This window comes from Streptomyces sp. NBC_01198, assembly GCF_036010485.1.
Taxonomy (GTDB): Bacteria; Actinomycetota; Actinomycetes; order Streptomycetales; family Streptomycetaceae; genus Actinacidiphila.
Genome location: NZ_CP108568.1, coordinates 4,605,923 through 4,626,998, shown reverse-complemented (window position 1 = coordinate 4,626,998; position 21,076 = coordinate 4,605,923). Strand labels below are relative to the sequence as shown.

The window sequence follows — 21,076 nt, the reverse complement described above, 5'->3', positions numbered from 1 at the left end:
CAGCTTACGGCCCCGTGGGCTCCTGACCGCCGCCCGGGTCGGACGCGGACGGGGACGGGTCGTCCGGCGGCTGGGTCGTCGGGTCCGCGGTCGGCGGCGGGCCGCTGGTCGGCTCGGCGGTCGGCGGGGTGCCCGCGGTCGGCTGCGGTACGGAGGCGTCGCCGCCCGGGGGCGATGCGGCGTGGCCACCGGGGCGGCCGCCGGCGGAGTGCCCGGGGCCCGGCGTGCCGGAGGCCCCGGGCGAGGTACGCCCGCCGGGGGCCGCGGGGGACGGCGACATCCCGTCCTTCCCGCCGCCTGACCGGTCCGCGCCCGGCCCCGCGTGGCCGCCGCCCCGGACGTCGGCGCTCCCGCTGACCCCGGCGGGGGACGGCCTGGTGTGACCGGGTTCACTGCCCGCACTGACGCACGACGCGACGGCGGCCGCGACCAGCGCGACGAGCACGGCGGAACGCAGCCCGGCGCCTCGGGTCCGGGTGGCGCCGGCGGGCGGCGGTGGGGGTGCGGCCGCCACGGCATCGTCTGAGGGGGCGGGTACGGCTGCGTGCACGTGCGCTGGGGGCATCGGGCGCGGACCTCGGGGGCTCGTGACGGGAGCGGACGCACGCAACGCGCGTACGACGCCGGGCGGTGTCTCCCCGTGTCCAACGCCCCGCACCCGCGCCAGGACACGCGCCCGTGCCCGTACGGCTCACCGGCGCGAGTGCCGTAGGGGTGCCTCGTGGGTGTCGTACGGGTGCCTTGCGGGTGCCCGCCGCCGGGTCACGGGTGCCGTTCCGATGCCGCCGACCTCGCGGCTGACGCCTCCCACCTCGGGCCGGCCGGAGGCGTCAGCCGTAGCCGAGCGCGTGCAGCCGCGCGTCGTCGATACCGAAGTGGTGGGCGATCTCGTGGACGACGGTGATCTCCGTCTCGGCGACCACGTCCTCCCGGGACTCGCACATCCGCAGCGTGGGCCCGCGGTAGACGGTGATCCGGTCGGGCAGCACCCCGGCGTACCACTCGCCGCGCTCGGTCAGCGGTGTGCCCTCGTACAGGCCCAGCAGATCGGGTTCGCCCGCGGGCGGCTCGTCCTCGACGAAGACGGCCACGTTGTCCATCAGGCGGGTCAATTCTGGCGGGATCCGGTCGAGGGCTTCCCCGACCAGCTCCTCGAACTCCTCGCGGCTCATCTCCAGCACACCGCCCATTGTCCCGGCCCGCGCCGTCCGCGGACCCCTTGGGACGCCCCGCGCGCCGGAGCCGCCGCCCCGGGCGCAGCGCCGGACCCGTCCCCGGCCCGCGCCGCCTCGAACCCGCGTGCGGCCGGGTCCGCCCGGCCGGAACGCCTCGGGCCGAACGCGTTTGGATTAGCCCCCGCGGATCCTCTATGCTCCTCACGTCCCCGAACTGCGTCGCAAGGCGCTGACGGCTGGCCGATTAGCCCTCATCGTCTAGTGGCCCAGGACGCCGCCCTTTCAAGGCGGTAGCACGGGTTCGAATCCCGTTGGGGGCACCACCGATTCCTGCGCCTGGCGCCGCGCGCTGCCCCGTCCCTGCGGGCGCGACCACTCTCACGTACGGCCAGCCCACGGGGCCGGACCGTCGCGGACTTCCCCGGCCGGGTGCTCAGCCGGCGCCCACGCGCCGGCCTCGCTCATCAACCGCGCCACGCGCCGACTCCTCGGCGCCGGGCCGGTCTTCGTACGCGTGTGTGACGGGTCCTGCACCCCTTCGGAGGGGGCGCCGGACCCGTCACGTAGCCGTACGAGCGCGGGCTCAGGCGACCAGCTGCGGCGCCTCCGCCGTGGCCGGGTCGGCGGACGGCTTCGTGTCCCGCATCAGCACCGCGGCCACCGCGGAGGCGGCCAGCACGCCGATCGCGCTGACGGTGAACGTCGTGGACATCGAGGTGGTGAACGCCTCCCGTGCGGTACGGATCAGGCCGGTGTCGCCGTGCGCGGCGGCCAGGGCGCCCGCGATGGAGTGCCGGGCCTCGTCAGGGGCGGCGGCCGGCATGTGGCGGGTGTAGCCGCTGGTCAGCAGCGAGCCGAGGATGGCGATGCCCAGGGCCGTACCGGCCTGCTGGACGGTGTCGTTGAGGGCGGAGCCGACGCCTGCCTTGTCGGCCGGGATGGTGTTCATCAGCGCACCGACCGCGGCCGGCATCGCCAGCCCCGCGCCCACCCCGAGCAGGCCGAGCGCGGCGGCGGGGACGGCGAAGCCGGTACCGGTCGTCACGGTGGCCAGCAGGGCGAAGGAGCCGGCCATCGCGACCATGCCGGCCAGCACCAGCGGGCGGTTGCCGACCTTCGCGGCGGCCTGCGCACCGACGATGTTGGCGCCGAGCGCGGCGACGGCGAGCGGCACGAAGGCGAGGCCGGCCTTGACCGGCGAGTAGCCGAGCACGAACTGCAGGTACTGCGTGAGGACCAGCAGCAGCCCGCCGTTGCCGATCTGGACCAGGGCGAGGGAGAGCGAACCGCCGCTGAAGTTGCGGTGCTTGAACAGGACCAGCGGCACCATCGGCGCATCGGTGACGTTCTCCCAGACCACGAACCCGGCGAGGGCGAGGACCGCGACGGCGACCGTGAGGGTGGAGCGGCCGCCGAAGGCGCCCTGCTGCGGGATCTCGATGATCCACCAGACCAGCGCGGTCATTCCGGCTGCCGAGAGCAGCGCGCCGAGCGGATCGGGCTTCTGCCAGGGCGCCTTGGACTCCGGCATGAGGGTGATGCCGGCGACGATCGCCAGCGCGACGACCGGCACGTTGACCAGGAAGATGGCGTGCCAGGAGAAGTGGTCGATCAGCACACCACCGAGCACCGGGCTGCCGACCAGTCCGAGCATCGACACCGAACTCCAGGCCGCCATCGCCTTGTTGCGCTCGCGCTCGTCGAAGACGGTGATGAGGATCGACAGCGTCGAGGGCATGATCAGCGCTCCGCCGACGCCCATCGCGACCCGCACGCCGATGACTTGGCCCGGCGTGGTGCAGAAGACGGCGGCCAGCGAGGCCGCGCCGAACAGCAGCAGGCCGATCAGCATGACCTTCCGGCGGCCGAAGCGGTCGCCGAGGCTGCCCGAGGTCAGCAGGAGGCCGGCGAAGACCAGGATGTAGGAGTCGAGGATCCACTGGGTGTCCTGGGCGCTCGCGCCGATGCCGGCGGTCATGTCGGGCACCGCGACGGTCAGCGCCATGCTGTCGATCACCAGGACCAGCGAGCTCAGGCACAGGACGACGAGGATCCACCACCGGCGGGGGTCGCGAGTTGCTGTCGTGGTCATGAGGTGTCCTTTTCGGTCTGCGCACACTGTTCCTTCGGTGCGCACACTGTACGCACGACGGAACAGCGTACGCAAGGGGCGTTCCCTGTACGCTGGACGCGAACGCCGTACGCAGAGCAGGTGAGGAGCGCGCCATGGCCGCAAGGACCCAGCCGGCACCGTCCGTGTGGACCCGCAAGCAGCCGGAATCCGACCAGCCCGCGCTCAGCCGGGACGCGATCGTCCGCGAGGCCATCGCGATGCTCGACACCGACGGCATCGAGGCGCTCAGCATGCGCAAGCTCGGCGCCCGGCTGAACGCGGGCGCGACCTCCCTCTACCGCCATGTCGCCACCAAGGACGAGCTCATGGAAGTCGCGGTCGACGAGGTCTTCGGCGAGATCGCCGTCCCGGCGGCCGGCGACGGCTCGAACTGGCGCTCCGCCGCGACCGAGGCGGCCGGCTCCTTCCGCGCGACGGCCCTGCGCCACCCCTGGCTCGCCTCGGTCCTCGGCCAGGCGGGCCTGGCCTACCTCGGCCCCAACCTGATGTCCTTCTCAGAACGCCTCGCCGCACTCTTCGCGGCGGCGGGCTTCCCCGAGCCGAGCCGCGCGATCGACGCGCTGCTCTCCTACGTCATCGGCATGAGCACGACCGAGGCCGCCTGGCTCACCACGGTCGCCCGATCCGGCAGCACCGAGGCCGACTTCACCGCGAGCCTGATGCCCGCCGCCCAGCGCGCCGCCGCCGACCACGACCACCTGGCCGTCGCCTACGCCACCGACGTCCCGGACCCGGTCGCCCTGCGCGACGCCAAATTCACCTACGGCCTCGACGTCGTCCTCGACGGCCTCTCGTTCCGCCTCCCCACCCCCTAGCCTGCGGGCCGACGCGCGCCGGCACCGGTGAGGCGCTCGCACCGCGGACTTCACCCGGCCGTCCGGCCGCCTGTGAAAGGATCACCGGGTCAGCTAGAACGGGAGGAGGCAGACATGATCAACAGGTTCAGCGACGGGCTCCTCACTCCCAAGGAGACGTCCTCGTATCTGCAGATCCCGCACTCCACGCTGTCCGACTGGCTGACCGGCAGAGCCGCCGGCGCCCCGCTCGTCCACCAGGTCGAACCGGTGCGCAGCGGGCAGCCGTCGGTACCGTTCGTCGCGGTGGCCGAGGCCTACGTACTGCGGTCGCTACGGACCGAGGGCCTGCGCATGCGGCAGATCCGGGAGGCGGCCGAAGCGGTCAGGGACGCCTTCGACACCCCCTACGGCCTGGTGTCGCGGCGGATCGCCACCGACGGGGTCGACATCTTCGTCGAGCACGGACTCGGTGACCTGCGCCGGGCGAGGGACGGGCAGGCTCCCATCCGCGAGGTGGTCGACCAGTACCTGCGGTACCTGTCCTGGGACGCCGGTGACGACTTCCCCTCCAGTCTCCAACTCCGGCAGTACGGCGAGGCGGTCCCCGTCGTCATCGATCCCCGGTTCGGCCACGGCCTGCCCGTGGTGTCGGCCAACCGGGTTCCGGTGAAGGCCGTGATCGACCTCTGGGAGGCCGGCGAATCGGTCGAGGACATCGCCTACGAGTACGACATGGAGCCGGACCAGGTGGACGAGTTGTGCCGGGCTGTGGTGCGCCTTGCCGCATGAGTTCTTCCTCGACCGGAATCTGGGGCGCAAGGTCGCGGACGAACTGCGCGCGCTCGGCTGGGCGGTCCACCGCATCGGCGACGTCTTCCCGTCCGACGCCCAGGACATATCCGACCAGGACTGGATAGCGCACGGCCTGGACCAGGGCTGGGTCCCGCTGTCCAAGGACGGGCGGATCAAGACCCGCGACCTGGAGATCCAGCCGGTGTTCGACCGCTCAGCCGTGCTCTTCTACCTGAACAACCAGCAATTGCGCAGCATTGAGATGGTCGAACGCCTTCACCTGTGCCGTGACGCCATCCTCCGGGCGGTCGACAAGGGCGGCCCGGCCGCATACGCCGTCGGTGCGGACGGAATCGAGCGCACCTGGCCCTGAGAGCCATACCGCTACTGCTGCGGTTGGGCAGAGGGCTGCGTCGGGGCGGGGCGTTGATCGGGTGGCTGAGGGGGACGTAGGTTCCGGGGCATGACGAAGCTACGGATCGGCGTGATGTACGACCGCGACTGGGTGCCGGCGGGGTTGCCCGGGTTCGCGCGGGAGGTCGAGGCGCTCGGGGTGGACGATCTGTGGGTCGTCGAGGACCTGGGGTGGAACGGGGGGATCTCCGCGGCCGCCGTGGCGCTCGGGGCGACGGAGCGGTTGCGGGTGGGGATCGGGATCGCGCCCGCGCCGTTGCGCAGTCCGGCCCTGCTGGCGATGGAACTGGCCACGCTGGCTCGGGTGTTCCCCGGGCGGCTGGTGGCGGGCATCGGGCACGGCGTGCCGGAGTGGATGGAAGCGGTCGGTGTGGCGGCACGTTCGCCGCTCGCGCTGCTCGAGGAGACCGTCACCTCGGTGCGGGCCCTGCTGCGCGGGGAGAAGGTCGAGCTGCGGGGTCGGGAAGTGCGGCTGGACGGCGTCCAGTTGGTGCACCCCGCCGTCGAACCGCCGCCCGTCGTCTCGGGCGTGGTGCGGCCCCGCTCGCTGGAACTGTCCGGGCGGGTCGCCGACGGGACGCTGCTCGCCGAGGGCCACGGGGCGGCCGACGTGGCGAACGCCCTGTCCCTCATCCGCAAGGGCGGCGGTACCGCCGACCACAGCTTGACTGTGTATGCGTACTGCGCTGTCGGCGACGACGCCGAGCAGGTGGCACGGTCCCTGCGTCCCGCCGTCGAGGGCCAGGCCGCCTGGCTCGGCCGCCCGCCGGAGGAGGTCTTCACCGTCTCCGGTACGGCCGCGGACGCCGCCGAGCGCGTCCGCGAACTGGAGGCGGCCGGGGTGGACACGGTCGTGCTGCGGATCTACGGGCCGGAGCCCGCACGGCAACTCGAAGCTGTGCTCGGTGTGCTGGCGGCTGGCTGAGGCCGGTGGCCACGCGCTGCCGGTGAGTCGGCGGCCTCTCGCGGCCGGACGGGACCTGGCGTTCTCCGGATGGCGCCCGGGCCGCCGCACTATCGTGGTGGCGGGCCGGGCCGGGGGAAGGCCGGTCCCTGCCAGGGGGGTTGGGGGGCTCATGGAGCTGATGCCGGTTCCGCCGGACGGCGGCGGGACCGTAGTGGCGGCGGACGCGCAGGGCGCCGGGGCCGTACGCGGCGAGGCCGCGCGCCTTCCGCAGGCGGCTGCCGCAGACGCCGGCTGATCACCGCGTGAGACCAGCCGAGGACGACGTGCCGGCGGGGGCCCTGCCGTTGTCCGGGGACGACCTGCCGGCGGCCGGCGGCCCGCCGTCGCCCGGGGACTTCCCGCGCGGGGTCGCGCGGATCGCCGCGGCCGGCGGAGCGGTGTGCGGGGCGGGCTTCCTGGTGGCGGACGGCCTGGTCGTCACCTGCGCGCACGTGCTGACCGCCGCGGGCGCGCGGCCCGGCGGCCGGGTACGGCTGGCCTTCCCGCAGGCGCCGGGTGCCCCCGAGGTCGGCGGGCTCGTGGTGGCCGAGGCGTGGTCGACCGGCGAGGACATCGCCGCTGTCCGCTGCGATACGCCGCCGCCTGGCGTGCGGCCGCTGCGGTTGGGGCGACGCATCACGCCGGGCAGCCCGGTGTCGTCGTTCGGCTTCCCCGAACAGACCTTCGCGGACGGCCACTTCGGCTACGCGACGGTCGGGGACACGCTGAACTCGGCTGCCGGGGCGCGCCCGTTGCTGCAGTTACGGAACGCCAACGACGTCACGCGCGGCTTCAGCGGAGCGCCCGTGGTGGACCGGACGAGCGGCCTCGTGGTCGGCATGGTCACGTCGATCACCGCACCCGACGGTTACGCACGCGGCCAGAACGTCGCCTACGCCACTCCGGTGGCACGGCTGCGGGCCGCCCTCCCGGGCGTCGGGCCCGAACCGGTGAACCCTTACCGGGGGCTGGCCGCGTTCTCCGCCGAGGACGCGGAACGGTTCCATGGCCGCGACGACGCCGTCGGCGCCGTGCTGGCGGCGCTGGACCGGCGTCCGCGCGTCCTCGTACTTCTCGGCCCGTCGGGGTCGGGCAAGTCCTCGCTGCTCAGGGCGGGGGTGCTGCCCGCGCTGCCCGCGCTGTCCGCGCGCGGGACCGAGCGCTGGGTTCCGCTGCTCGCGGACCGCCCCTCCGACGGCGTCCTCGCTGCCGCGGCCGCCGAACCCGCCGGCGCGAGCGGCGCCGGCGGCCTCGTCGCAGCCGCCGGCTGGCACCTGGCTCGGGCCGGCCGCGACGCCCGACTGCTGCTCGTGGTCGACCAGTTCGAAGAGGTCTTCACCAGGGAGGCCGCGGCCACCACCGCCCCCGCGGGCGAGACGCTCGCCGGCTGCGGCCCCGGCCCGCTGGGGACACCGCCGGACGAGGCTCCGGGAGCCGCATCGCGCTCCCAACCCCCGCCGGGCGCGCGGGTCGTCACCGACCCGAAGGGGTGGTTCGGTTCGCTCCGGACCCCCGGCCGGTGGTGGGTCGCGCGCGCAGTTCCCCGCGCCCCTGTCAGGCACCCTCCTGCGGAAGAGGCACCGCCGAACCCCCTCAGCCCCGGCACGGCACCCGGCGCGCCCCCCGCCCCAGAGCCACCTGCGGCGGCAGACGCACTGCACCGCCTCCGCACACCACCCGACAGCACCTCTCCCCATGCGGACGCACCCCCCGCACCACCACCCGCGGCGGCAGACTCACCCCACCACCCCCGCACACCACCCGACCGCACCGCTCACCATTCCGACGCGGCACCCGAAAGCCCCACCCCCGGCGCGCCCCCCGGCGTCGGGCTCGTCAGGGAGCTTGCCGCGCTCGCCCGGGCTGACGTGCCGGTCACCGTCGTCGTGGTCGTGCGGGACGACTTCTACGCGCATCTTGCCGCGCAGGCGGGCGAGTTGCTGGAGGCGGCCGCGCAGAACCTGCTGAACCTTCCCGCCACCGTCGGCCCGGCCGACCTGCGGGAGATCGTGGCGGCGCCCGCGCCCCGCGCGGGGCTGGTCTTCGAGGACCGGCTGGTGGACCGCATCGTCGCCGACGTCCTCGGGGCCGGTCCGGCCGGGCCGGCCGGCACGCCCCGCACCGCGGAACCGCGAGCGCGAGCGACCTTGCTCGCGCCGTTGCAGGTGGCGTTGCGGGACCTCGCCGACCGGCACCGGGACGGCGTCATGACGCATGCGGCGTACGAGTCGCTCGGCACCCTGTCCGGGACGATCGCCCGCTGGGGGAACGCCACGGTCGAGGCCCTGCCGGGTGACCAGCGGGAGCCCGCCCGCCGGCTGCTCACCGCGCTGGTCAGGCCCGCGGACCCGGAGCGCGGCGTGCCCGCGACCCGGCAGCAGGTGGACCTCGACACCCTGCTGGAGCTGGCGTCGGCGGCACCGGGGAGCGGCGGCGGCCGGGAGCCGGAGCGGGACCGTACCGCCGCGACGGGGGCGCTGCGCGCGCTCACCGGCTCGCGGATCGTGACGACCTTCGCCCGCCGCCCCGGCCCCCCGCCGGAGGGGACGGTCGCCGAGCTCATCCACGACGCGGTGATCCGCGAGTGGCCGGAGCTCCAGGCGTGGGCCGAGGCCGACACCGCCTTCGCGGGCTGGCTGCAGCGCGCGCAGGAACGGCTGCGGCTGTGGCGGCGCGACGGCGGCGAGGGGAACCTGCTGCACGGTTCCGACCTGGCGGACGGCCTGGACTGGGGTGCCCGCAGGCCGCTGCCCGCGCCGGTGGCGGCCTTCGTGACCGACAGCCGCCGCAAGCAGCAGGCGTCGCTGCGGCGCAGCCGCGTGCTGGCGTCGGTGCTCGCGCTCCTGCTGGTGGCGGCCGTCGGGGCGTGGGGGCTGCTGCTGCGGCAGCGCGGGGCGCTGGAGGACCAGCGGCGGCAGGCCCAGTCGCAGCTGCTGGCCCGCGAGTCCGTCGCTGCGGCCGGCTCCGACCCGGACCTGGCCTCGCTCCTCGCGGTGCTCGCGTACCGGACGGACCCCACCCGGCAGGCACAGGACGCGCTGACCGCGGCCCGTGAACAGCCCTCCTACCAGCGGGTGGACGCCCGTGGCGTGACACCGGCCGCCCTGGCGTTCAGCCCTGACGGTCAGCGGCTGGCGGTGGCCGGCCAGGGCGGGGTGGTCACGTGGAGCGCCGGCGCGGGCGTCTCGGAGCCTGCCGAGGGCAGCCGCACGGCCATCCGTCCGTCGGACGGCAGGCCCGACGTCTCCATATTCACCGGGGCCGCCTTCACCCCCGGCGGGGATGTCGTGGGCGCCGACGACTCCGGCGGGATCCTGCGCTGGACCGGGGGGCCCGCCACCTCCCCGCACCACGTCACCCCGACCGGCACGGACGGCTCCTTCACGCTGACGGCGCTGGCCCCCGCCGCGGGGCGCTACGCCGTGTCCCGTGACAACGCCGTCGTGGTGGGCGACCTGGCCACCGGCCGCGTCCTCAGGCGTTTTCCCGCGGCCCCGAGCGCGGTCGAGACGCTCACCTTCACCGACGACGGCGGGCTGCTCGCGCTCGGCCTGGCCGACGGGCGCCTGCAGACCGACGACCTGCGCACCGGCCGGCAGCACCTGCCCACGGAGCCGGACGCGAACGTCAGCGCGGTCGTCGACGTCGCCTTCTCCGCCAACAGGACGCTCGCGGGTGTCGTCCACGCCGACGGCGAGGCGCGGCTGGTGGACCTCGCCTCGGGCCGCAGCTCCTACCGCGTCACGGCCGACGAAGGACCCGTTCGGCAGCTGGCGTTCAGCCCGGACGGGGTGACCGTCGCGGCCGGGACGGCGAACGGGGAGGTCCAGCTGTGGAGTGCGGGGCCCGGCCTGCGCCGCGGCACCTTGCGCGGGCCGCAGTCGGCCGTGGCGGCACTGCGGTTCAGCCCGGACGGGCGCTCCCTCGCCGTCGCCTGCGACGACGGTTCGGTGCGCATGTGGTCCACCACTCTCGGACGCGCGCAGGCGGGCCTGCGCGACGACCGGCTCAGCGTGCAGGACGTGGCCTTCGCCGCCGGCGGCAGGAGCGTCACCACGCTCGGCTCCGACGGCGCCGTCAGCAGCTGGGCGGTGGCGGGCCGCGCGATCCGCCCGCTCGGCAGGACCGCGATGGCGCCCGGGGGCGGCTACCTGCCCGGCAGCGCGCTGTCCCGCGACGGCCGGACCGTCGCGCTGGCCGGCGAGGACGGCAGCGTGGACGTACGCGACGCCGCCGGCGGGCGCCTGCTGCGTACGCTGCCCGGCGCGGGCCGGGCGGTCGACGGTCTCGTGCTGGACGCGGACGGCGGCCGGGTCGCGGTGCTCCACCCCCTCGACGTGGAGGTGTGGGACGTCCGCACCGGCCGGCGGTTGCTCAGGGTGCCCGTGTCCACCGCCCCGCTCCCCGCCCTCGCACTCGCCCCGTCCGGGAAGGCGGTCGCCGTGGTGGCCGACGGGAAGACGGTGCTGGCCGACGTCGCGACCGGCCGCTTCCGCACGGTGCCGGAACCCCCGGTCTCCGGGGCGGTGTCGGTGCGCTTCTCCGCTGCCGAGGACGTCCTGGCGGTCGGCGACTCCTACGGCGTCTCCCTGCTGGACGCCGCCACCGGCAGGCAGCGGCTCCTGGTGCGCGGCGACTTCCGCTCGACACCGACCAACCACCCGACCATGACCCTCCCGGCTCCCGCCCTGGCGTTCAGCCCGGACGGCCGCTCGGTGGCGTCCCGTACCGCCGACGGCGTCGTCCGCCTGTGGGACACGGCGACCGGCCAGCCGTACGCCGCGATGACGACGCTCGACGCCGACCTCGGGCCCGGCGGGCTGGCGTTCAGTCCCGACGGCGGCGCGCTCGTCGCCGCGGCCGGCGACACCCTCACGGTCTGGCGGGTGCGCGAGGACCCCGCCGCGTCCGCCGCCGGGCTGTGCCGCCAGGTCGGCCGCGACCTGACGGCGGAGGAGCGCGCCGCGTACGTACCCCCGGGGGCGCCGGGACGCGCCTGTCCCTGACCTCGCGCCTGCCGCCGCCTGGCGGTACCGGCGCGACAAGCGCGACGAGCGCCGCCAGGGAGGGCTCCCGGGGTCTGATACGCTGATCCAGCGACAACGGCCTGTCAGGCAGTGCTCATCCGGTCACGGAGGGCAAGCCCCGGGAGCGTCGCAAAAACCAGTGCGTGAGCATGGCACAGCATGTGTCAGACTTGTCCCGCACGAAGCAGTACGCAGTAAAAGCAGTGAGCAGTAGAGGCAGTACAGCAAGGTCCTGTGGAGCAGTTTGGAGTGCTCGCCACCCTGTCAAGGTGGAGGCCGCGGGTTCAAATCCCGTCAGGACCGCTGCGGCTGGGTAGCTCAGTTGGTACGAGCGACCGCCTGAAAAGCGGTAGGTCGCCGGTTCGACCCCGGCCCCAGCCACCGCACGGCGTAGGCCCCGTCCCCGGACGGGGCCTACGCCGTTTTCCGTGTCTCCCGCGTCCCGGTGCCGCAGCGGGCCGCGCTTCGGCGGCGCCCGCAGGCACCCCCGGGAAACCGGGTCGCCGGGCGTGCCGGACAAGTGCGAGCATGGGTCGCGTATGTCTACTTACGCGACCACGGCTGAACTGGCCCAACGCCTCCCCGCCCTCTCCCTGCGCGACGAGCAGCGGCTCGGGCGGCGGCTCGACGGTGCCCGGCGCATCAAGAAGCCGGAGGCCCGCGCCGCGGTGCTCGCGGAGATCGACGCCGAGATCGGCAGGGGCGAGCAGCGCATAGCGGCCCGCAGGGCGGCCGTGCCGCGGATCACGTATCCGGAAGCGCTGCCGGTCAGCCAGAAGAAGGACGACATCCTGGCGGCGGTGCGCGACCACCAGGTGGTGATCGTGGCCGGCGAGACCGGCTCGGGCAAGACGACGCAGATCCCGAAGATCTGCCTGGAGCTCGGCCGCGGGGTGCGCGGCCTGATCGGGCACACGCAGCCGCGCAGGATCGCGGCCCGTACGGTCGCCGAGCGCGTCGCGGAGGAGCTGTGTACGCCGCTGGGCGAGGCGGTCGGCTGGAAGGTGCGGTTCACCGACCAGGTCGGGGACTCCACGCTGGTGAAGCTGATGACCGACGGCATCATGCTCGCGGAGATCCAGACCGACCGCGAACTGCGCGCGTACGACACGATCATCATCGACGAGGCGCACGAGCGTAGCCTCAACATCGACTTCATCCTCGGCTATCTGGCCCAGCTGCTGCCCCGCCGCCCTGACCTGAAGGTGATCATCACCTCGGCGACGATCGATCCGCAGCGCTTCTCGCGGCACTTCGGGGACGCGCCGGTCGTGGAGGTGAGCGGGCGCACGTATCCGGTGGAGGTCCGCTACCGGCCGCTGCTCGAAGAGGGCGCCGAGGACACCGACCGGGACCAGATCACCGCCATCGGCGACGCCGTGGACGAGCTGCAGGCGGCGGGCCCCGGCGACATCCTGGTCTTCCTCTCCGGCGAACGGGAGATCCGCGACACCGCCGACGCGCTGGTCAAGAAGAACCTCAGGCACACCGAAGTGCTGCCGCTGTACGCCCGGCTGTCGTCGGCCGAGCAGCACCGGGTCTTCCAGCAGCACACCGGCCGCCGGATCGTGCTGGCGACGAACGTGGCGGAGACCTCGCTCACCGTCCCCGGCATCCGCTACGTCATCGACCCGGGCACCGCCCGGATCTCCCGCTACAGCCACCGCACGAAGGTGCAGCGGCTGCCGATCGAGCCGATCAGCCAGGCCAGCGCGAACCAGCGCAAGGGGCGCTGCGGGCGTACGTCGGACGGCATCTGCATCCGGCTCTACGACGAGGACGACTTCCTGTCCCGGCCGGAGTTCACCGACGCGGAGATCCTGCGGACGAACCTGGCGTCGGTGATCCTGCAGATGACCGCGGCGGGGCTCGGCGACATCGCGCGCTTCCCCTTCATCGACCCGCCGGACAGCCGCAACATCAAGGACGGCGTCCAACTCCTGGAGGAGCTGGGCGCGCTGGAGCCCCAGCAGAAGGACCCGCGCAGGCGGCTGACGCAGACCGGCCGCAAGCTCGCCCAGCTCCCGGTCGACCCGCGGCTGGCCCGGATGGTGCTTGAGGCGGAGCGCAACGGCTGCGCGCGCGAGGTGATGGTGATCGCGGCGGCGCTGTCGATCCAGGACCCGCGCGAGAGGCCGTCGGACAAGCAGCAGCAGGCCGACCAGCAACACGCCCGCTTCCGGGACGAGAGCAGCGACTTCCTGTCCTTCCTGCACCTGTGGACGTATGTCAGGGGCCGGCAGAAGGAGTTGTCGTCCTCGGCCTTCCGCCGCATGTGCCGGGGCGAGTTCCTGAACTACCTGCGCATCCGCGAATGGCAGGACATCTACAGCCAGTTGCGCTCGGTCGCGAAGTCGCTCGGCATCGAGGTGACCGAGCCGAAGTCCGCGGAGGACGCGATCGACCCGGTGCGGGTCCACCAGTCGCTGCTGGCCGGGCTGCTGTCCCACCTGGGGCTCAAGGACACCGACAAGAACGAGTATCTGGGCGCCCGCAGCGCCAAATTCGCGGTCTTCCCGGGCTCGGCGCTGTTCAAGAAGCCGCCGCGCTGGATCATGTCGGCCGAGCTGGTGGAGACCTCCCGGCTGTGGGCGCGGGTCAACGCGCGGATCGAGCCGGAGTGGGTCGAGCCGCTGGCCCAGCACCTGATCAAGCGCACCTACAGCGAGCCGCACTGGGAGAAGGACCAGGCGGCGGTGATGGCGTTCGAGAAGGTGACCCTCTACGGCGTCCCGCTGATCGCCCAGCGCAAGGTCAACTACGGGCGGATCGACCCCGAGGTCTCCCGCGAGCTGTTCATCCGCAACGCCCTGGTCGAGGGCGACTGGCGCACCCACCACCAGTTCTTCCACGACAACCGCAAGCTGCTCGGCGAGGTCGAGGAGCTGGAACACCGCGCCAGGCGGCGGGACATCCTGGTCGACGACGAGACGCTCTACGACTTCTACGACCGCAAGCTGCCGGAACACGTCGTGTCCGGCGCCCACTTCGACTCCTGGTGGAAGCACAAGCGGCGCGAGGAACCGGAGTTGCTCAACTTCGAGCACGCCATGCTGATCAACGAGGGCGCCGAGGCGGTCACCAAGGCCGACTACCCCGACTCCTGGCGGCAGGGCGCGCTGAAGTTCCGCGTCACCTACCAGTTCGAGCCGGGCACGGACGCGGACGGCGTGACCGTGCACATCCCGCTCCAGGTGCTCAACCAGGCGGTGCCCGACGGCTTCGACTGGCAGATCCCGGGCCTGCGCGAGCAGGTCGTCACCGAGCTGATCCGCTCGCTGCCCAAGCCGATCCGGCGGCACTACGTGCCGGCGCCGAACTACGCGAAGGCGTTCCTGGACCGGGCGGTGGCCGGCCCCGACCCGCTGCCCTGGGTGCTGGCGCGGGAGTTGCAACGGATGGTCGGGGTGCCGGTCACCGCGGAGGACTTCGACCTGGCGAAGGTGCCCGACCACCTCAAGGTCACCTTCCGGGTGACCGACGACCGGCGCCGCACGATCGCCGAGGACAAGGACCTGGACGCGCTGAAGCTGCGGCTCAAGCCGAGGACGCGGGAGGCCATCACGAAGGCCTTCGAGCGCGCCTCCGACCCGGCGCTGGCGTCGGTCGAGCAGCGCACCGGCCTGAAGGACTGGACGATCGGCACGCTGCCCCGCACGTTCGAGACCCGGCGGGCCGGGCAGCCGGTCAAGGCGTATCCGGCACTGGTCGACGACGGCACCTCGGTGTCGGTGCGGCTCTTCGACACCGAGCCGGAGCAGGCCGCGGCGATGTGGCGCGGCACGCGCCGGCTGATCCTGCTCAACGTGCCGGTGAATCCGGCCAAATTCGTCGCCGACCAGCTGTCCAACCAGCAGAAGCTGGCCCTGTCCAGGAATCCGCACGGCAGCGTGCAGGCGCTGTTCGAGGACTGCGCCACCGCGGCGGCCGACCGGCTGATCGCCGAGCACGGCGGTCCCGCGTGGGACGAAGAGGCGTACCGCAAGCTCTACGACGCGGTGCGGGCTGACCTGGTCGAGCTGACCGGCCGCAGCGTCCAGCGGGTCCAGCAGGTGCTGGCCGCCTGGCACTCCTGCGAGCGGCGGCTGAAGGACACGAAGTCGCTGGTGCTGGTGGCCAACCTCCAGGACGTCAAGGAGCAGCTGGCGGGGCTCGTGCACCCCGGTTTCGTGACGGAGGCGGGCCTCAAGCGCCTGCCCGACCTGATGCGCTACCTGGTCGCCGCCGACCGCCGCCTCCAGCAGATGCCGACGGGGGCGCAGCGCGACGCCACCCGGATGGAGAAGGTCCGCGAGATCCAGACGGAGTACGCGCAGCTGCTGGCCTCGCAGCCCGCAGGGCGCCCCGTGCCGGCCGCGGTGCGGGACATCCGCTGGATGATCGAGGAGCTGCGGGTCAGCTACTTCGCCCACGCGCTGGGCACGGCGTTCCCGGTCTCCGACAAACGCGTCTTCAAGGCCCTGGACGAGGCATGGAGCTGACCGGCCCGCCCGCCGCCGGCCCCCTCGCGATCGAGTTCGACCGCACCCCCTGACCTGCTGTACAGTCTGTCTCGCAGCAAGGTCCTGTGGAGCAGTTTGGAGTGCTCGCCACCCTGTCAAGGTGGAGGCCGCGGGTTCAAATCCCGTCAGGACCGCACAACATGAGCCCGGCCCGTCGTCCCCCTGGACACGGGCCGTTCGCATGTCCCGGCCCGTCGTCCCCCCGGACACGGGCCGTTCGCATGTCCGGACGCCCTCAGGGGCCGGGCCCGTGCCCCCCTTCCGCCGGCGTACGCGTACCCGCGGTACCCACGCGTGCCCCGGGCGGTGCGTGTGCCCCCTCCTGGCGCGGGAGTTCACTACCGCACCGCACACAAGATCCACAACCCCCCTGCATGTGACGGGAGTCACGTAAAGTCGATTCGGAATCGCGGAACCCGACGCCCTCCGGAGGGCTGTCGATTTAATATGTGCAATGGCACCCCGTCCGGGACGTACACCCAAGGCACGAAAAAGGACCGCATCGGACCCGGCGGAGTCCGATGCGATCCCGGTGACGCTGCAATGCTGGAGGTGCTGTTACGCGCGGATCCGGCGGGATCCGGGTGGTACAGGTGGTGCGGGGTGGTACGAGGTGGTGCGGGGTACTGCGGGTGGATCCGGTGGATCCGGTGGTGCACGAGCCTCGGGCCGTCCCTGATGGGGGCAGGTGAGCCGTTCGGCCGGGCGCCGTTAAGGGGGACGGCGCCCCGAAGAGCTGTCAGGCCTCGCTGCGCTGCTGCGGAATACCCGCGAGCAGTGCGCGGACCTCCGCTTCGCGGTAGCGGCGGTGGCCGCCCAGCGTGCGGATGGACGTGAGCTTGCCTGCCTTGGCCCAGCGCGTGACCGTCTTGGGGTCGACGCGGAACATGGTCGCGACCTCGGCAGGGGTTAGCAACGGCTCGGCATCAGGGGTGCGAGCGGTCATGAGCGGCCTCCTTGAGAGAACCGAACCAACGCGGTTCTTTCCTCTAAATTCTGCACCTTGACCCACGTTGCCCGAAATGGCAGACGCGGGCCGAGTCGGTAATAGGACGAACGGCTTGTCCTCGGCACTACAACTACACCATCCGTCCAGCCGCGTCGGCCAAACCGATGGATTTGCCCTCTCAGGTGTTCAAGCTCGACGGAAGCCGATGGACCGTGTCATAACGGACAGTCACACGAGCGTGACGATCAGTCACAGGACGATCATCTGCAACATCCCCACCTTCGAGGCGCGCCCGAGGCGGACCCGTTGTCCCATTTTGGCATGACACATGGTGATGCAGGCAAGACTCCGGGTACGTGCTCTCCGTCACCCTTGGGCCAAAGATCCGGAAACACCCCCCGCCCCCAGGGGGCGGCTCAGCTGGAGAACTGGCGTTCCCGTACCGCCCGCCACCGCTCGGTCAGGCGTTCGTACGCCACCCCGGCCGCGCCCGAGTCGCCGGCCCGCAGCGCGGCCAGGCCCTCGGCGACGTCGGCCGCCGAGCGGTCGTCGACCAGCTGCTCGGGGCCCATCACATGGACCAGGCCGCCGTAGTCCAGCTCCACCAGCGAGCGCGGGTGGAACTCCTCCAGCCAGCGGCCGACGTCGATCAGCCCGTCGATCAGCGGGCCGCCGTCGTCCAGCGCGTCCTTGAGCACCCGCAGGCCCCGGGCCACCCGGCGCCTGGCCTGCACCATGGGGGTGCGGTAGCGCAGCAGCGGCTCCTTGGACTCGCCGGCGCCCGCCGGCTCGTACTCCCGCTCGTCGTCGCCGACCAGCACGAACCAGCGCACCGGCACGTGCCAGGTGGCGGTACGGATCCAGGGCCGCGCGTCGGGGTTGCGTTCACGCCACGAGTCGTGGTCGGCGGCGGCCTGCAGCCGTACGACCGGCGGCAGCATCGCGTCGAGCACCGACTCGGGCACCAGCGCGCCGGCCTGCTCCAGCGCCAGCCAGCCGCGCAGCCGGGTGCGCCACGGGCAGACGTGGGTCACCCCGCCCACCACGGCGACGAAGGCGTCCGCGCTCTCGTGCACGGGGACGGCGATCGGCGGCACCGGGACCAGGCCGGCCAGCGACTGCCGCAGTTCGTCCTGTGCGGTCCGCTCGGAGCCGGCCGCGGCATAGCGGTACCAATGGCTGCGTTCGGGCTCGGGAAAGGCCGCCAGCGGCTCGTACACCCGCAAGTACGCCGCGTAGGGGACCACTACCGGTGAACCGCCCACGCCCGCTCCCTCGCGCCACCGTGCCGACATCACGATCGTCCCACGCGACCACGCCGACCGGACGTGATCCCGGCCACCCGGGCGGGCCCGCAGGGCCTACGCTGTGCCCATCAACCCCTCCGCCACCCGCACGGGGGGCGCGACAACCCGAAAGCACTAGGGACCACTGGACTATGGGAGTCACCACCGTGACCGACGTACGACAGACCGAGAGTGTCGTCGCCACGCTGTTCCGATCGGAGCAGGGCGGACACGAGCAGGTCGTCCTCTGCCAGGACCGCACGTCAGGGCTGAAGGCCGTGATCGCGCTCCACTCCACCGCCCTGGGCCCCGCCCTGGGCGGTACCCGTTTCTTCCCCTACGCCTCGGACGACGCGGCCGTCGAGGACGCGCTGAACCTCGCCCGCGGCATGTCGTACAAGAACGCGCTGGCCGGCCTCGACCACGGCGGCGGCAAGGCCGTCATCATCGGCGACCCCGACCTGGACAAGACCGAGCAGCTGCTGCTGGCCTACGGCCGCTTCGTCGCCTCGCTCGGCGGCCGCTACGTGACCGCGTGCGACGTCGGCACCTACGTCGCCGACATGGACGTCGTCGCCCGCGAGAACCGCTGGACCACCGGCCGCTCCCCCGAGAACGGCGGCGCGGGCGACTCCTCCGTGCTCACCGCCTTCGGCGTCTTCCAGGGCATGCGCGCCGCCGCCCGCGTCCAGTGGGGCGAGCCGTCGCTGCGCGGCCGCCGGGTCGGCGTGGCCGGCGTCGGCAAGGTCGGCAAGCACCTGGTGCAGCACCTGCTCGACGACGGGGCCGAGGTCGTGGTCACCGACGTGCGGGCCGACGCGGTGGACGCGATCACCGCACGCCACCCGCAGGTCGGCGCGGTCGTCGACGCCGACGTGCTGGTGCGCACCCCGCTCGACGTCTACGCCCCCTGCGCGCTCGGCCACGCCCTGGACGACGCGACGGTGGCCGCGCTGACCGCGACGGTGGTGTGCGGCGCGGCCAACAACCAGCTCGCCCACCCCGGGGTCGAGAAGGACCTCGCCGACCGCGGCATCCTCTACGCGCCCGACTACGTCGTGAACGCCGGCGGTGTGATCCAGGTCGCGGACGAACTGCACGGTTTCGATTTCGACCGGGCCAAGGCCAAGGCGACGAAGATCTACGACACGACACTGGCCATTTTCGACCGTGCGAAGGCCGACGGTGTGCCCCCCGCGGTCGCCGCCGACCGGCTCGCCGAGCAGCGGATGGCGGAGCGCACCGCGGCAGCGCAATGGCTGCGTCCTTGAGTGACGCACGTGACCGAACGCACGGCCCGATAGCAAGTTCGCGCTAGAAGAAGGTAAAATCGGGCCTGACCAGGCAGGACAGGGTCGTGAACGACCCCTGATCCGACGCGCGTCGTGCGGGCGACGTACCGTGCGGCGTCGGAAGCAGGTACCGTTGAGGCCCTACGGACCGGTCTCTCCCCGGAGAGACCGCTCCGCATCATGAACGCGTGTCAAGACTCGGGGCCGTTGAGCCCCGCCGTTAAGGGGGTCGAGCCATGGGGCGCGGCCGGGCCAAGGCCAAGCAGACGAAGGTCGCCCGCCAGCTGAAGTACAACAGCGGCGGTACAGATCTCTCACGTCTGGCCGACGAGCTGGGCGCATCGCCGTCGAGGCCGGTTAATCCGGAGCCTGTCGAGGACGATGACGACGAGTTGGACGACGACGACCCGTACGCTCAGTACGCGGAGCTGTACAACGACGACGACGATGACGAGGACGACCAGTCCTCCGACTCCTCGTCCTCGTCACAGCGCCGTCGCGCTTGACGCAGCGAAGAGACCGCACACGCTGACCCGGCCGGGGGCGATCAGCCCCGGACCGGGTTTCGTCGTGCCCGAGCACGGCCGGCCGGGCGGACGAATCCGGCCACCGGGGGGATCCCCGGGTGCGCCGGCGTGGCCGCCACCTGGCCGGTCACCGGGTCAGCCGGCGTAGTCACCGACGAGCTCCACGGTGGCCGCGCCGCTCTCGCGTGCCGTGACCTCGCCCGCGACCCAGGCCTCCACGCCCCGGTCGGCCAGCGTGGCCAGGGCCACCTCGACCGACTCCTGCGGCACCACCGCGACCATGCCGACGCCCATGTTCAGCGTCTTCTCCAGCTCGCCGCGCGCGACCCGGCCCGCGTCGCCGACCAGGCCGAAGATCGGCGCAGGCGTCCAGGTGGAGCGGTCGACCGAGGCGTGCAGGCCGTCCGGCAGTACCCGGGCCAGGTTGTTGGCCAGCCCGCCGCCGGTGACGTGCGAGAAGGCGTGCACCTCGGCGGTGCGGGTCAGCGACAGGCAGTCCAGCGAGTAGATCCTGGTCGGTTCGAGCAGCTCCTCGCCGAGGGTCCTGCCCAGCTCCGGGACCTCCCGGTCCAGCGCCCAGCCGGCCCGGTCGAAGAGCACATGGCGGACCAGGCTGTACCCGTTCGAGTGAAGCCCGGAGGACTCGATCGCGATCACCGCGTCACCCATACGGACGCGCTCGGCGCCCAGCAGGTCGTCGGCCTCGACCACTCCGGTGCCCGCGCCCGCGACGTCGAAGTCGTCGGGGCCCAGCAGCCCGGGGTGCTCGGCGGTCTCGCCGCCGACCAGCGCGCAGCCGGCCAGCACGCAGCCCTCGGCGATGCCCTTGACGATGGCCGCGACCCGCTCGGGGTGCAGCTTGCCGACACAGATGTAGTCGGTCATGAACAGCGGCTCGGCCCCGCACACCACCAGGTCGTCCACGACCATGCCGACCAGGTCGTGGCCGATGGTGTCGTAGACGCCCATCCGGCGGGCGATGTCCACCTTGGTGCCGACGCCGTCGGTCGCGGAGGCCAGCAGCGGCTGCTCGTAGCGCTTGAGCGCGGAGGCGTCGAAGAGGCCCGCGAAGCCGCCGATGCCGCCGACCACCTCGGGGCGGGTCGCCTTGCGCACCCACTCCTTCATCAGCGCCACGGCGTGGTCGCCGGCCTCGATGTCGACGCCCGCGGCGGCGTAGCTGGCACCTGTCGTTCCGGTTGTCTCAGACATTGCTGGCACTTTCGTGTCGGGTG

The 21,076-nt window shown here is 72.9% G+C and carries 14 protein-coding genes and 4 tRNA genes; 12 read left to right on the top strand and 6 right to left on the bottom strand.

Annotated elements, in window-relative coordinates; genetic code table 11:
* Window positions 1-4 precede the first annotated feature (4 nt).
* Both OG702_RS20705 and OG702_RS20700 read right to left on the bottom strand, forming a co-directional pair.
* Complete coding sequence (locus OG702_RS20705) at window positions 5-565, bottom strand: hypothetical protein (RefSeq protein WP_327290393.1); 561 nt, start codon at window positions 563-565, stop codon at window positions 5-7.
* Between the two features lie 265 nt (window positions 566-830).
* Entirely contained in the window at window positions 831-1,181 is a 351-nt protein-coding gene (locus tag OG702_RS20700) for a metallopeptidase family protein (RefSeq protein WP_327290392.1), read from the bottom strand.
* A gap of 241 nt (window positions 1,182-1,422) precedes the next feature.
* On the opposite strand from OG702_RS20700, the gene OG702_RS20695 reads away from it, so the two are divergent.
* A tRNA-Glu gene (locus OG702_RS20695) sits at window positions 1,423-1,498 on the top strand.
* 260 nt (window positions 1,499-1,758) lie between these two features.
* On the opposite strand, the gene OG702_RS20690 is transcribed toward OG702_RS20695, so the two are convergent.
* On the bottom strand, window positions 1,759-3,267 hold the full coding sequence (locus tag OG702_RS20690) for an MFS transporter (protein ID WP_327290391.1): 1,509 nt from the start codon (window positions 3,265-3,267) through the stop codon (window positions 1,759-1,761).
* 134 nt (window positions 3,268-3,401) lie between these two features.
* Here OG702_RS20690 and OG702_RS20685 point away from each other — a divergent pair, with 134 nt between their 5' ends.
* From OG702_RS20685 to OG702_RS20645, 9 genes are all read left to right on the top strand, one after another.
* Window positions 3,402-4,124: a TetR/AcrR family transcriptional regulator gene (locus tag OG702_RS20685; protein WP_327290390.1), complete on the top strand. Its 723-nt coding sequence runs from the start codon at window positions 3,402-3,404 to the stop codon at window positions 4,122-4,124.
* A 114-nt stretch (window positions 4,125-4,238) separates the two neighbouring features.
* On the top strand, window positions 4,239-4,895 hold the full coding sequence (locus tag OG702_RS20680; RefSeq protein WP_327290389.1) for a DUF433 domain-containing protein: 657 nt from the start codon (window positions 4,239-4,241) through the stop codon (window positions 4,893-4,895).
* Window positions 4,885-5,271, top strand: a complete 387-nt coding sequence (locus tag OG702_RS20675) for a toxin-antitoxin system, toxin component, PIN family protein (protein ID WP_327290388.1) — start codon at window positions 4,885-4,887, stop codon at window positions 5,269-5,271. Before OG702_RS20680 ends, OG702_RS20675 begins: the two co-directional genes overlap by 11 nt.
* A 90-nt stretch (window positions 5,272-5,361) precedes the next feature.
* The gene (locus OG702_RS20670; RefSeq protein ID WP_327290387.1) at window positions 5,362-6,237 is read left to right on the top strand and encodes an LLM class flavin-dependent oxidoreductase; all 876 of its coding nucleotides are present in this window, start codon (window positions 5,362-5,364) and stop codon (window positions 6,235-6,237) included.
* A gap of 284 nt (window positions 6,238-6,521) precedes the next feature.
* On the top strand, window positions 6,522-11,264 hold the full coding sequence (locus OG702_RS20665; RefSeq protein ID WP_327290386.1) for an nSTAND1 domain-containing NTPase: 4,743 nt from the start codon (window positions 6,522-6,524) through the stop codon (window positions 11,262-11,264).
* 249 nt (window positions 11,265-11,513) lie between these two features.
* Window positions 11,514-11,588, top strand: a tRNA-Asp gene (locus tag OG702_RS20660).
* Window positions 11,589-11,592: 4 nt separating this feature from the next.
* Window positions 11,593-11,666 (top strand) — tRNA-Phe (locus OG702_RS20655).
* Window positions 11,667-11,824: 158 nt separating this feature from the next.
* Window positions 11,825-15,766 (top strand): ATP-dependent RNA helicase HrpA, encoded by a 3,942-nt coding sequence (gene hrpA, locus OG702_RS20650; protein ID WP_327290385.1) that lies wholly within the window; start codon window positions 11,825-11,827, stop codon window positions 15,764-15,766.
* Window positions 15,767-15,846: 80 nt separating this feature from the next.
* Window positions 15,847-15,921: transfer RNA gene (locus OG702_RS20645), tRNA-Asp, on the top strand.
* A 605-nt stretch (window positions 15,922-16,526) separates the two neighbouring features.
* Here OG702_RS20645 and bldC read toward each other — a convergent pair.
* On the bottom strand, window positions 16,527-16,733 hold the full coding sequence (bldC, locus tag OG702_RS20640) for a developmental transcriptional regulator BldC (protein ID WP_003949541.1): 207 nt from the start codon (window positions 16,731-16,733) through the stop codon (window positions 16,527-16,529).
* A gap of 419 nt (window positions 16,734-17,152) precedes the next feature.
* The gene (locus OG702_RS20635) at window positions 17,153-18,031 is read right to left on the bottom strand and encodes a hypothetical protein (RefSeq protein ID WP_327290384.1); all 879 of its coding nucleotides are present in this window, start codon (window positions 18,029-18,031) and stop codon (window positions 17,153-17,155) included.
* 143 nt (window positions 18,032-18,174) lie between these two features.
* Here OG702_RS20635 and OG702_RS20630 point away from each other — a divergent pair, with 143 nt between their 5' ends.
* Window positions 18,175-19,293 (top strand): Leu/Phe/Val dehydrogenase, encoded by a 1,119-nt coding sequence (locus OG702_RS20630; protein WP_327290383.1) that lies wholly within the window; start codon window positions 18,175-18,177, stop codon window positions 19,291-19,293.
* Window positions 19,294-19,550: 257 nt separating this feature from the next.
* Window positions 19,551-19,820: a DUF3073 domain-containing protein gene (locus OG702_RS20625; RefSeq protein WP_327290382.1), complete on the top strand. Its 270-nt coding sequence runs from the start codon at window positions 19,551-19,553 to the stop codon at window positions 19,818-19,820.
* Window positions 19,821-19,976: 156 nt separating this feature from the next.
* Here OG702_RS20625 and purM read toward each other — a convergent pair whose 3' ends face one another.
* Window positions 19,977-21,053, bottom strand: coding sequence for a phosphoribosylformylglycinamidine cyclo-ligase (purM, locus tag OG702_RS20620; RefSeq protein WP_327290381.1), 1,077 nt, complete (start codon window positions 21,051-21,053; stop codon window positions 19,977-19,979).
* Window positions 21,054-21,076 lie beyond the last annotated feature (23 nt).

What these genes read in the sequence shown, in the direction of transcription:
- OG702_RS20705 (WP_327290393.1), bottom strand. Translation starts at nt 565, where the DNA reads ATGCCCCCAGCGCACGTGCACGCAGCCGTACCCGCCCCCTCAGACGAT.
- OG702_RS20690 (WP_327290391.1), bottom strand. Translation starts at nt 3,267, where the DNA reads ATGACCACGACAGCAACTCGCGACCCCCGCCGGTGGTGGATCCTCGTC.
- OG702_RS20685 (WP_327290390.1), top strand. Translation starts at nt 3,402, where the DNA reads ATGGCCGCAAGGACCCAGCCGGCACCGTCCGTGTGGACCCGCAAGCAG.
- OG702_RS20680 (WP_327290389.1), top strand. Translation starts at nt 4,239, where the DNA reads ATGATCAACAGGTTCAGCGACGGGCTCCTCACTCCCAAGGAGACGTCC.
- OG702_RS20670 (WP_327290387.1), top strand. Translation starts at nt 5,362, where the DNA reads ATGACGAAGCTACGGATCGGCGTGATGTACGACCGCGACTGGGTGCCG.
- hrpA (WP_327290385.1), top strand. Translation starts at nt 11,825, where the DNA reads ATGTCTACTTACGCGACCACGGCTGAACTGGCCCAACGCCTCCCCGCC.
- bldC (WP_003949541.1), bottom strand. Translation starts at nt 16,733, where the DNA reads ATGACCGCTCGCACCCCTGATGCCGAGCCGTTGCTAACCCCTGCCGAG.
- OG702_RS20635 (WP_327290384.1), bottom strand. Translation starts at nt 18,031, where the DNA reads ATGTCGGCACGGTGGCGCGAGGGAGCGGGCGTGGGCGGTTCACCGGTA.
- OG702_RS20630 (WP_327290383.1), top strand. Translation starts at nt 18,175, where the DNA reads ATGGGAGTCACCACCGTGACCGACGTACGACAGACCGAGAGTGTCGTC.
- OG702_RS20625 (WP_327290382.1), top strand. Translation starts at nt 19,551, where the DNA reads ATGGGGCGCGGCCGGGCCAAGGCCAAGCAGACGAAGGTCGCCCGCCAG.
- purM (WP_327290381.1), bottom strand. Translation starts at nt 21,053, where the DNA reads ATGTCTGAGACAACCGGAACGACAGGTGCCAGCTACGCCGCCGCGGGC.